Annotated in this window: 10 protein-coding genes and 2 tRNA genes; 4 read left to right on the plus strand and 8 right to left on the minus strand. The window is 63.0% G+C overall.

Annotated elements, in window-relative coordinates; translation table 11 throughout:
• Positions 1 to 63: 63 nt before the first annotated feature.
• The 3 genes from pssA to pbpG all read left to right on the plus strand — a co-directional run bounded on the left by pssA (position 64) and on the right by pbpG (position 3843).
• The gene (gene pssA, locus ACYZGB_RS07785; RefSeq protein WP_462387674.1) at positions 64 to 897 is read left to right on the plus strand and encodes a CDP-diacylglycerol--serine O-phosphatidyltransferase; all 834 of its coding nucleotides are present in this window, start codon (positions 64 to 66) and stop codon (positions 895 to 897) included.
• Between the two features lie 208 nt (positions 898 to 1105).
• Positions 1106 to 2644 (plus strand): 2-isopropylmalate synthase, encoded by a 1539-nt coding sequence (locus ACYZGB_RS07790; RefSeq protein WP_462387675.1) that lies wholly within the window; start codon positions 1106 to 1108, stop codon positions 2642 to 2644.
• Between the two features lie 116 nt (positions 2645 to 2760).
• The gene (gene pbpG, locus ACYZGB_RS07795; RefSeq protein ID WP_462387676.1) at positions 2761 to 3843 is read left to right on the plus strand and encodes a D-alanyl-D-alanine endopeptidase; all 1083 of its coding nucleotides are present in this window, start codon (positions 2761 to 2763) and stop codon (positions 3841 to 3843) included.
• Positions 3844 to 4008: 165 nt separating this feature from the next.
• Here pbpG and ACYZGB_RS07800 read toward each other — a convergent pair whose 3' ends face one another.
• The 6 genes from ACYZGB_RS07800 to ACYZGB_RS07825 form a co-directional block, all read right to left on the minus strand.
• Positions 4009 to 4836 carry an IclR family transcriptional regulator gene (locus ACYZGB_RS07800; RefSeq protein WP_462387677.1) on the minus strand — a complete coding sequence of 276 codons (828 nt, stop codon included), beginning with the start codon at positions 4834 to 4836 and terminating at the stop codon, positions 4009 to 4011.
• Between the two features lie 56 nt (positions 4837 to 4892).
• Entirely contained in the window at positions 4893 to 5651 is a 759-nt protein-coding gene (locus ACYZGB_RS07805; RefSeq protein WP_462387678.1) for an arginyltransferase, read from the minus strand.
• Positions 5648 to 6403 (minus strand): leucyl/phenylalanyl-tRNA--protein transferase, encoded by a 756-nt coding sequence (gene aat / locus ACYZGB_RS07810; protein WP_462387679.1) that lies wholly within the window; start codon positions 6401 to 6403, stop codon positions 5648 to 5650. Before aat ends, ACYZGB_RS07805 begins: the two co-directional genes overlap by 4 nt.
• A gap of 113 nt (positions 6404 to 6516) precedes the next feature.
• Positions 6517 to 6592, minus strand: a tRNA-Asn gene (locus ACYZGB_RS07815).
• Between the two features lie 60 nt (positions 6593 to 6652).
• Positions 6653 to 6728, minus strand: a tRNA-Asn gene (locus tag ACYZGB_RS07820).
• Positions 6729 to 6835: 107 nt separating this feature from the next.
• Complete coding sequence (locus tag ACYZGB_RS07825; RefSeq protein ID WP_462387680.1) at positions 6836 to 7264, minus strand: YbaN family protein; 429 nt, start codon at positions 7262 to 7264, stop codon at positions 6836 to 6838.
• A gap of 127 nt (positions 7265 to 7391) precedes the next feature.
• Here ACYZGB_RS07825 and def point away from each other — a divergent pair, with 127 nt between their 5' ends.
• The gene (gene def, locus ACYZGB_RS07830) at positions 7392 to 7931 is read left to right on the plus strand and encodes a peptide deformylase (protein WP_462387681.1); all 540 of its coding nucleotides are present in this window, start codon (positions 7392 to 7394) and stop codon (positions 7929 to 7931) included.
• 22 nt (positions 7932 to 7953) lie between these two features.
• On the opposite strand, the gene ACYZGB_RS07835 is transcribed toward def, so the two are convergent.
• Positions 7954 to 10554 (minus strand): [protein-PII] uridylyltransferase, encoded by a 2601-nt coding sequence (locus ACYZGB_RS07835; RefSeq protein ID WP_462387682.1) that lies wholly within the window; start codon positions 10552 to 10554, stop codon positions 7954 to 7956.
• A gap of 87 nt (positions 10555 to 10641) precedes the next feature.
• Positions 10642 to 11457 carry a type I methionyl aminopeptidase gene (gene map, locus ACYZGB_RS07840; protein ID WP_462387683.1) on the minus strand — a complete coding sequence of 272 codons (816 nt, stop codon included), beginning with the start codon at positions 11455 to 11457 and terminating at the stop codon, positions 10642 to 10644.
• Positions 11458 to 11486: the final 29 nt, after the last annotated feature.

Here is an 11486-nt window from a genome sequence, read left to right on the forward strand (position 1 = left end):
TGCGAAAAACTATAAATTAAATAGCGGCTTGCGCTTGATGGGCGGGCGCTGGAGGTCTTTTTGATGCATGACGGCAATGAATCCACCGACAACCCTGGTGTGATGGTGCGCAAACGGCGCAAGGGCATTTACATCTTGCCCAACCTGTTCACGCTGGCCGCCTTGTTCGGGGGGTTCTATTCCATTGTCATGGCCATGAATGGTCGCTTCGACATGGCCGCCGTGGGGGTGTTCTGCGCGATGGTGCTAGACAGCCTGGACGGGCGTGTTGCCCGCATGACCAATACGCAAAGCGCGTTCGGCGAGCAGATGGATTCGCTGTCCGACATGGTGTCCTTTGGCGCCGCGCCCGCGCTGATTGCCTATGAGTGGTCGCTGCAGGGTCTGGGGCGCTGGGGCTGGATTGCTGCCTTTGTGTACTGCGCCTGTGCGGCTTTGCGGCTGGCGCGCTTCAATGTGAACACGGGGGTGGTGGACAAGCGCTACTTCCAGGGCCTGCCTTCCCCTGCTGCTGCAGCGCTGGTCGCTGGTTTCATCTGGCTGATGACTGAGTTGGGTGTGCAGCCCGGCGAGGATTCCTGGCTCACCTGGTCGCAGATCACCTGGTTGATGTTCGCTTTTACGCTGTACTCGGGGCTCACCATGGTGACCAACGTGCCGTTCTACAGCTTCAAGGACATCCAGATGAAAAAGAGCGTGCCCTTTGCCGCCATCGTGCTGATTGCGCTGGGTATTGCTGTCATCAACATCCATCCGCCCATCGTGCTGTTCGGTGTATTCGTTTTTTATGGCCTTTCTGGCTACGCCGTGTATGCCTGGCGCAAGGCCAAGGGGCAGCACAGCAGCGTGATCAGCACCTCGACAGACGAACCGGACGAACGCGGGTTGCACAAGTGACAGCCGCTACGGCAGCGCAGTTGTGCTACATTGCGCTGTATGAACATGTTTGCTCTGGCGCTACTGCTACCTCCCCACGGGCGGAGACGGTAGGCGCACGCGCACACTTTTTCCACAAAGGCCCGTATGCATCCGCAACGGGCCTTTTGTTTTGGGCGCCAGAATTTTGACGTTGCGGGTCCCCACCCACCGATACCAGGAGAACAACATGGCTGACAAACTGATCATTTTCGACACCACCTTGCGCGATGGCGAGCAGTCGCCGGGCGCCTCGATGACCAAGGACGAAAAGCTGCGCATCGCGCGCCAGCTGGAGCGCCTGAAAGTGGATGTGATCGAAGCCGGTTTCGCCGCCAGCTCCAACGGTGATTTCGAAGCGGTGCAAGCCATCGCCAACGCCATCAAGGACTCGACCATCTGCTCGCTCTCGCGCGCCAACGACCGCGATATTTCGCGGGCGGCCGAAGCCCTTCGGGGTGCCAACAGTGCGCGGATCCACACGTTCATTGCCACCAGCGCGCTGCACATGGAAAAGAAGCTGCGCATGACCCCCGAGCAGGTGCTGGAGCAGGCCAAGCAATCCGTGCGTTTTGCGCGCAACCTCGTGGCTGACATCGAGTTCAGCCCTGAAGACGGCTATCGCAGCGACCCGGATTTTCTCTGCCGTGTGCTCGAAGCCGTGATCGCCGAAGGCGCCACCACCATCAACGTGCCTGACACCGTGGGCTATGCCGTGCCAGAGTTGTACGGCAATTTCATCAAGACCCTGCGCGAGCGCATCCCCAACAGCGACAAGGCGATCTGGTCAGTGCATTGCCACAACGACCTGGGCATGGCCGTGGCCAATTCGCTCGCCGGTGTGAAGAACGGCGGCGCGCGGCAGGTCGAGTGCACGATCAACGGCCTGGGTGAGCGCGCTGGCAATTGCTCGCTCGAAGAGATCGTGATGGCCGTGAAGACCCGCAAGGACTACTTCGGACTGGATCTGGCCATCGACACCCAGCACATCGTGGCGGCCAGCCGCATGGTGAGCCAGACCACAGGCTTTGTGGTGCAGCCCAACAAGGCCGTGGTGGGGGCGAATGCTTTTGCCCATGCGAGTGGCATCCACCAGGACGGCGTGCTCAAGGCCCGCGACACCTACGAGATCATGCGCGCCGAGGATGTGGGCTGGTCGGCCAACAAGATCGTGCTGGGCAAGCTCAGCGGCCGCAACGCCTTCAAGCAGCGCCTGCAGGAGCTGGGCGTGCAGCTAGACAGCGAAACCGAGATCAATGTGGCCTTTGCCAAGTTCAAGGAGCTGGCTGACCGCAAGAGCGAGATTTTTGACGAGGACATCCTGGCCTTGGTCAGCGACGAGAGCGTGACGGCCGAGAAGGAGCAGTACGGTTTTGTCTCGTTGTTCCAGCAAAGCGAAACCGGCGAGCAGCCCCGTGCACGCATTGTGTTCACTGTCGATGGGCAGGAGGTGCGTGGCGAGTCCGAAGGCAACGGCCCGGTGGATGCTTCGCTCAAGGCCATCGAGACGCATGTCAAGAGCGGCGCAGAGATGGTGCTCTACTCGGTGAATGCGATCAGCGGTTCGACCGAGAGTCAGGGGGAGGTCACCGTGCGCCTGCAGAACAGCGGCCGGGTGGTGAATGGTGTGGGGGCAGACCCTGATATCGTGGTCGCATCCGCCAAGGCTTATCTGAGTGCTTTGAACAAGTTACAAAGTAAAGCCGACCGGGTGGCTGCGCAGGGCTGAGTGACCGACTTATAATTTCACTCACTTTCTGGGAAAGTCGCGCAAGATATTGATCTTGCGCGACTTTTTTTGATTCTGTACACTGCTCAACACTTCTTACCGTTTGGAGCACTTTGATGCACCATCGCCACCGCTCTGCAGTGACTCGTTTTCTCCAGTTTCTGGGCTTCGCCGTCGTGAGTGCAGCTCTCGTCAGCCCCCTGGTACATGCGGGCGAACAAAAAAAAGCCGTTTCCAAAAAGCAGCAGGTAAGTTCGGCAAATGCCAAGCGCGCCGTGGCACCGCGCAAGGCGGCAGCCAACACCAATGCCAAGGCCGTGCGGGTGACTGCCAAGACGGCGAAGGCGCCCACTCGGGTGGCTTTTGTGCCGGCGAGGCAGTCGTTTGGTCAGATTGCGGGCCTGCATGAAGTCAATGATCCGCTGGATCTCAAATCCAGCGTAGCGCTGGTGATGGACCAGGATACGCACGAGGTCCTGCTGAGCAAAAACGATCATGCGGTGCTGCCGATTGCGTCTCTGACCAAGCTCATGACGGGCATGCTCATTTCCCAGGCCAAATTGCCGATGGATGAACCCCTGACGATCACCCAGGACGATGTGGATACCGAGAAAGGCAGCCGCTCGCGCTTGACGGTCGGGACCACGCTGACGCGGGGCGAAATGTTGCATCTGGCGCTCATGTCCAGCGAGAACCGGGCTGCCCATGCATTGGGCCGCACTTACCCAGGCGGGCTGGAAGTTTTTGTGGCCCAGATGAATGCCAAAGCCCGCCTGCTGGGGATGACCGATACGCGGTATGTCGAGCCCACCGGATTGTCCAGCCGCAACCAGTCCAGCGCCCGCGATCTGGCGACCTTGGTGAATGTGGCGCATGGCGACCCATTGTTGCGCGAACTTTCCACGTCCCCGGGCTATGAGGTGGCTGTGGGGCGGAAAACCCTGCAGTACAACAATACCAATGGGCTTGTGAAGAACCCGACCTGGGATATCGGCCTGCAGAAGACCGGCTACATCTCGGAAGCTGGGCGTTGTCTGGTCATGCAGGCTCAGGTGGCCGGGCGCAAGCTGATCATGGTGTTTCTGGATTCGGCGGGCAAGTTCAGCCGCCTGGGCGATGCCGAGCGGGTGCGCCAGTGGGTGGAATCCACGCCGACGCTGGCTGCGCCTTTGCACTCCGCCCGGGGCGGTAACGGCTGACAGGCTTCATCCTCCAGTGCTAAAAAAACACCCGACTGGCAAATCGCCGTCGGGTGTTTTGTTTTGAGGGGGTGATCGCCCGCACTCAGCACTGCCGCTTGGTGGTGTGGCGTGCTTTGGGTGTCTGCGGCTTTCTGCAATAGAAACCAGGGAGGGGCGCAGAAGTTAGCGAAAGTCGCCGTGGCTGCTTGCCGCTATGTCGTGGCTGGGATCGGCGGTGGACACGTGGCCCAGGGCCAGGGATATCTCGTTGGCGGTGGCCTGCAACTTGGGCATCCAGCCCTCATCCAGTCGATCGGCAGGGGCCGAAATGGACAGGCCGGCTACAAGTTTCCCCTGGTCGTCATACACCCCCGCCGCCATGCAGCGTACGCCCAGCTCCAACTCTTCGTTGTCGCGAGCAATGCCGTACTGGCGGGCTTTCGCCAGCTCGCGCTCCAGCACCGGCAATTGGGTAATGCTGTTGCGTGTGTGGCCAGCCAGGCCGGTGCGCGTGGCGTAGGCGCGCACGCGTTGGGGGTCGTCCAGCGCCAGGAATAGTTTGCCCGTAGAGGTGAGGTGCAGCGGCGCCCGGCCCCCGATGGCGCGCACCACCTGCATGCCCGAACGTTCACTGTAAGCTCGCTCCACATACACAATCTCGTCCCCTTGCCGCATGCTCAGGTTGACCGGCTGCTGGATCAGCTTGTGCAGGTTGCGCATGGGGGTCAGGGCGGCGTCGCGCACGCTCAGGCGGGCCTTGACGAGGTTGCCCAGTTCCAGCAGTCGCATGCCCAGCCGGTAGCTGCCGGATTCAGGGCGGTCCACAAACCGGCCAATGGTCAGGTCGTTCAGGATGCGGTGGGTGGTGGACGGGTGCAGGCCCGTCTTTTCGCTGATTTCCTTCAAGGAGATTGCATCTTCACGGGAGGCCAGCACGTCGATCAGCGTAAACATGCGCTCCAGCACTTGAACGCTGGGTTTGACGGGAATGCTGGGATCGATTTTTTTCATGGGCGGCAGTGAAGCAGAAGCCGCTGCATCTTACCTTGTGAAATGTTGCCAGGTGTTCAGGCGCTATGGGGAGGGGGCGCATGCATGCGATGCCACTGGCCCTCGGTGCGGATCTCGTGGGGGTGAAAACGGGCCTTGTAGTTCATTTTGGGGCTGGCTTCGATCCAGTAGCCCAAGTACACATGGGGCAACTCCAGCGAGCGCGCTTGCTCGATCTGCCAAAGGACGTTGTAGGTGCCGTAGCTGCAGTGGGGTTCAGGTTCGTAGAAGGTGTAGACCGCCGACAGGCCGTCATCGAGCACATCCAGGATGGAGACCATCTTCAGGGCCCCGGGCTCTCCTGACGCGTCGGTCTCCCGAAACTCCACCAGCCGCGAGTTGACACGGCTTTGCAGCAGGAACTGGGTGTATTGGTCAATGCTGTCCTGATCCATGCCGCCGCCCGCATGGCGACCGTTCTGGTAGCGCAGGTAGAGCTGGTAGTGCTCGGGCACAAAACACAGGCGCAGCACCCGTGCCTGCAGCCCTGCATGGCGGGCCGCAGCACGCCTTTGGCTGCGATCCGGTTTGAACTCGTGGGCTAGTACCCGGAGGGGTGTGCACGCCTGGCAGCCATCGCAATACGGCCGGTAGGTGAACATGCCGCTTCGGCGAAACCCCTTGGCGACCAGGTCGGAATACAGGTCGCTCTGGATCAGGTGGCTGGGCGTGGCGACCTGCGATCGCGCCTGCCGGTCCGGCAGATAGCTGCAGGGGTAGGGGGCGGTCGCATAGAACTGCAGGGTCTGCAGCGGGAGGTCGTTGAGTTGCGTCATGCCTTGCGGGTCGTGGTGGGCAGCAGCTCGTTCCAGTATACGGGGTCAAACGTCCAGGGGATGGCGGGTTGATTGCGGGCCTTTTCGACCTGCAGGAGGAATTCAGCGCGGGGTATTTCGCGTCCTCCGAGAAACGCCAGATGCCCGGTGTTCTGTTGGCAATCGATCAGGCCGATGCCGTGGTGGCGGCACAGTGCCACCAGGGCCGAGAGCGCGATCTTGGAGGCATCGGTGGCATGGGCAAACATGGATTCGCCAAACACTGCTCGGCCGAGCGCCACGCAGTACAGCCCCCCGACCAGTTCTCCCTGGACCCAGGTCTCGACGCTGTGGGCATGGCCTGCGGCATGAAGTCGGGTATAGGCCTCGACCATCTCCGGCACGATCCAGGTTCCTGCCTGGCCTTCACGCTCTTTGGTGGCACACGCGGTGATGACCTGTTTGAATGCGTGGTCCACGCGGATTTCGCAGTCTTCCTGGGTGCAGAAGGCCTGCAGCGTCTTGCGCAGGGAGCGGTGCAACCGAAACTCGGCGACCGGCAGCACCATGCGCGGGTCTGGTGCCCACCACAGGATGGGCTGCCCGGGGCCATACCAGGGGAAGGTGCCTTGCGCGTATGCGGCGCACAGGTGCTCTACGTCCAGTGCACCTCCGGCCGCCAGCAGGCCAGGTGCGGGGTCTTCAGATCCCCAGGCAAGGGCGGGAGCGGGGAAGGGGTCTTCGATTTCCAGCCAGGGCAGTTGCGGGGGCATGGTGGCTATGCGCAAAGACACCATTGTCTGGCATGCGGCCTCGGGTGCTGGCTGATGCTGTTGTAGGCAAAAAAAATAGCCCCGCACCGAATGACGATGCAGGGCTATTAGTGTGGCTCCTCGACCTGGGCTCGAACCAGGGACCTACGGATTAACAGTCCGGCGCTCTACCGACTGAGCTATCGAGGAATAATCGGTATCTATCTATGTAAAAGGCCCCGCTTCACTCATGCAGGGCCTGCAAAATCTTGGCTCCTCGACCTGGGCTCGAACCAGGGACCTACGGATTAACAGTCCGGCGCTCTACCGACTGAGCTATCGAGGAACAAGACTTAGATTATATACACAAAAAACAGCCCAAAAAGCATTTGCTGTGGGTTTGTGCCATCGGGCTGATTTCGCCGAAGCCATTCGAGTACCGCAGCCGGGCTGTCACGAGGGCTCGGGGCGGCGCCACAGCCAGGCCAGCACGCAGGCCATGCTCCCGATGGCCACCGCCACGACCCATGGGCGTGACACCGTCAGCAGCAGCACCACGGCACTCAAGGACATCACGAGGGCGGCGCTCCATTTGGCTCGGCGGCTGACCTTGCCGCCCTGGGCCCAGTTGCGCAGCAGTGGGCCAAACAGCCGGTGGTGCCACAGCCAGCGGTACAGCCGTGGCGAGCTGCGCGCCGCAGCCCAGGCCGCCATCAGGATGAAAACGGTGGTGGGCAGGCCGGGAACGACCACACCAATCGCGCCCATTACCAAGCACAACACCGCGAAGCTCTGCAGGAGCCAGCGCACAGGCCAGGGCAAGGGCCGTGGCGAAGGCTCGGGAGGCTCGGGGATGGAGTCGTCTGGGGGCGTCGTGGCCATGGGGGTATTGTGAAGGGGTTGGGAGGGGTGAGTGCTGCGCGGTGGCTGCCCACGCGCTATGCTGCATGTGCCCCGTAGGCCCGCGCGCATCACCGCATGGGCCTCTGCTCAAATTCCTGTTCATTCAATGACCATCCACACCATCCTGAAGATGGGCGACCCGCGCCTGCTGCGCGTGGCCCAACCCGTGACCGAGTTTGACACCGACGCCCTGCACCTTCTTGTGCGGGACATGTTCGACACCATGCGGTCCGTCAGCGGCGCGGGCCTGGCGGCGCCCCAGATCGGGGTGGATCTGCAACTGGTGATCTTTGGCGCCAACGACCGCAACCCGCGCTACCCGGACCGGCCTCTGGTGCCCCCGACCGTGTTGCTGAACCCGGTCATCACCCCTTTGGGAGAGCAGGAAGAGGAAGACTGGGAAGGATGTCTCTCGGTGCCCGGTCTGCGCGGCAAGGTGCCGCGCTGGTCCCGCATCCGCTACACCGGCTTTGATCCGTACGGCGATCCCATCGACCGCACCGTGGATGGTTTCCATGCCCGCGTGGTGCAGCACGAGTGCGACCACCTCATCGGAAAGCTGTACCCGATGCGGGTGCGGGACTTCACGCAGTTCGGGTTTACCGAGGTGCTGTTCCCGGAAATCAGCGCCACGGAAGACGACTGACGGAGGGGGCGCAGGGCCGGTGTCAGGACGACAGCTCGCGCAGCAGTTCGGTCTCGATCTGAATCTGCCGTGCGTTGTTCTGCAACTCGGGGCCCTGGATGAGGAAGGTGTCTTCCACCCGCTCTCCCAGTGTGCTGACCTTGGCCAGCTGCACGCTCAGGTGGTGCTGCGCCAGGATGCGTGCCACCAGGTAGAGCAGGCCCGCGCGGTCGCTGGCCGATATCGCGAGCAGCCAGCGCTGCGCCTTTTCATCGGGCCGCAGGGTGACGCGGGGTGCGACCGGGAAGCTCTTGACCCGGCGCGAAACCCGCTTGCGCGCGGGCTCTGGCAGCGGGCCGCCTTCCTCGATCACGCGCATCAGATCGCTCTCGACCATGTGGGTCAGCTCACGGTAGTGCCCGGGCTGTTCAGATGCCGAAGAGGCCACGACCTGGAAGGTATCAAGCGCATAGCCGTTGTTGGCGGTGTGCACGCGCGCATCCAGGATGCTGAAGCCCACGCGGTCGAAGTAGCCGCAGATGCGGGCAAACAGGTCGGCCTGGTCGGCGGCATACACCATCACCTGCAAGCCATCGCCGGCCAGTGACTGGCGTGCACGCACCACCGGTTTCGCCGTGCCCACATGGCGCGACAGGTGGCGTGTGTGCCAGGCAATGTCGGCCGCGTCATGGCGCATGAAATAGCTCACGTCGAGCGTGGCCCACAGCGCCTTGTGGGCCTCGAATGGCAGGGCGTTGAGCGCCAGCAGCACCAGGGCCTCGCGCTTCCGAGCCTCGATCTCGGCGGCCGCATCGGGCGCACGGCCACCCAGGGTGCGCAGCGTGGCGCGGTACAGGTCTTCCAGCAGCTTGCCTTTCCAGGCGTTCCAGACCTTGGGGCTGGTGCCGCGGATGTCGGCCACCGTGAGCAGGTACATGGCCGTGAGGTTGCGCTCGTTGCCCACGCGGCGCGCAAAAGCACCGATCACGTCGGGGTCGCTCAGGTCCTGCTTTTGTGCCACGGTGCTCATGGTCAGGTGCTCGCGCACCAGGAATTCGATGAGCCGGGCGTCCTTGCGGTCCACGCCGTGCTGTCGGCAAAAGCGCCGGACTTCTTCGGCGCCAATCTGCGAGTGGTCGCCCCCGCGCCCCTTGCCAATGTCATGGAACAGGGCGGCCACGTACAGGATCCAGGGCTTGTCCCACCCGCCAGCCAGCTGCGAGCAGAACGGGTACTCGTGCGCATGCTCGGCCATGAAGAAGCGGCGCACATTGCGCAGCACCATCAGGATGTGCTGGTCCACCGTGTAGACGTGGAACAGGTCATGCTGCATCTGCCCCACGATGCGGCGAAACGGCCACAGGTAGCGCCCCAGCACCGAGGTCTGGTTCATCAGCCGCACGGCGTGGGTGATGCCGGAGGGCTGCTGCAGGATGCGCATGAAGGCATCGCGGTTGACCGGGTCGCGCCGGAACGCGCTGTCCATCACTCCGCGCGCGTTGTACAGCGCTCGCAGGGTGCGCGCTGACAGGTCCTTGAGCCCCACCGTGGTCTGGTAGAGCAGAAAGGTCTCCAGGATCGCGTGCGGGTCGCGGGTATACAGATCGTCACTGGCCACCTCGATCAGGCCCGCCTTCTCAAAGAAGCGTTCGTTGATCGGGCGCGGTTCGTGCGTCGATGGGCTCAGTCGCTCCTCGATGTTGAGGAGCAGGATCTGGCTGAGCTGCGACACGGCCTTGGCCGCCCAGTAGTAGCGGCGCATCAGGCTCTCGCTGGCGCGCATGGGCAGGCGCGAGCCATCGGGCGCCTGCGAGCGGTAGCCAAACGATTCGGCCACGGCGGTCTGCAGGTCGAACACCAGGCGGTCTTCGTGCCGCCCGGCCGCTGCATGCAGGCGGGCGCGGATGAGGCAGAGCAGCGCCTCGTTGCGCTCAATCTGGCGCACTTCAAAGGCCGTGGCCATGCCGCTGGCGGCCAGCTCTTTCCAGTTGCGGCCCAGGCCTGCGGCTTGTGCTACCCACAGGATCATCTGCAGGTCGCGCAGCCCGCCGGGAGATTCCTTGCAGTTGGGTTCGAGCGAGTAGGGTGTGTTCTCGTACTTGGTGTGGCGCTGGCGCATCTCCAGCGTCTTGGCCACCAGGAAGGCCTCGGGGTTCATTTGCGCGCGGTACTGGCGCTGGAACTCGGCAAACAGCGCAGCGTTGCCGCACACCAGGCGGGATTCGAGCAGCGAGGTCTGCACGGTGACATCGCCGGCGCTCTCTGCCAGGCATTCGGCCACGGTGCGCACGCTCGATCCGATCTCCAGTCCCGTGTCCCAGCAGCTGCCGATGAAGCCCTCCAACTGCGCGCGCAACGCACTGCCCGCCTCGGGCGCGGCGCCGTCGGGCAGCAGCAGCAGGACATCGACATCGGAGTAGGGGAACAGCTGGTCGCGCCCGAAGCCGCCCACCGCCACCAGGACCATGTCGTCGGGCAGCTGGGCACGTTGCCACAGCGTGTGCAGCAGGTTGCCTGCCAGCGATGACAGCTTGCGCAGCACCACGCGGATGACGCGTGTCGATGCGCCTGTGGATTTCATGGCCGCCAGCAGGGCGGCCTTGTCACTGCGGTAGGCGTCGCGCAGGGCATGGAGTTCAGTCATGGTCGGTGTGTGCTGTGGGAGGCCATGCAAAAAGCCATGCAAGAGTTGTGCGCGCCGGTCTGTGCCAGGGGCTGTGCGCCTCGCAGGTCAGGTCTTGGTCGCGGTCACGAAGGCGGGCAGTGGCGGCGAGCCGGCCGACAGTGTCATCACTTCGTAGCCAGTCTCGGTGACCAGCACCGTGTGCTCCCACTGGGCCGACAGGCTGTGGTCCTTGGTCACGATGGTCCAGCCGTCGTTGCCGAATTCCTTTACCTCACGGCGGCCCGCATTGATCATGGGCTCGATGGTGAAGACCATGCCGGGCACAAGCTTTTCGAGCGTGCCAGGGCGGCCATAGTGCAGCACCTGGGGCTCTTCGTGGAACTTCTGGCCAATGCCGTGGCCGCAGAACTCGCGCACGATGGAAAACCCGTGGCCTTCTGCAAACTTCTGGATGGCGTGGCCGATGTCGCCCAGATGCGCGCCGGGCTTGACCTGTACGATGCCATGCCACATGGCTTCAAACGTGAGGGCCGTGAGGCGCTTGGCGGCAATCGAGCATTCGCCAATCAGGTACATGCGGCTGTTGTCGCCGTACCAGCCATCCTTGGTGATCACGGTCACGTCCACGTTGACGATATCGCCCTTCTTGAGCGGCTTGTCGTTGGGGATGCCGTGGCACACCACATGGTTGACCGAGGTGCACAGCGAAGCCGGGTAGGGCGGGTAGCCGGGCGGCTGGTAGCCCACGGTGGCCGAGATGGTGCCTTGCTGGGCCATGCATTCGGCGCCCAGGCGGTCGATCTCTTTGGTGGTGATGCCGGGCTTGATGTGGGGGGCGATGTAGTCCAGCACTTCGGAGGCCAGGCGGCAGGCCAGGCGCATGCCCTCGATGTCCTCAGCGCTTTTGATGGTGATGCTCATCCCCGGATTATCCCATTGGCCCCCGCGCC

This window comes from Acidovorax sp. Q11, assembly GCF_054950075.1.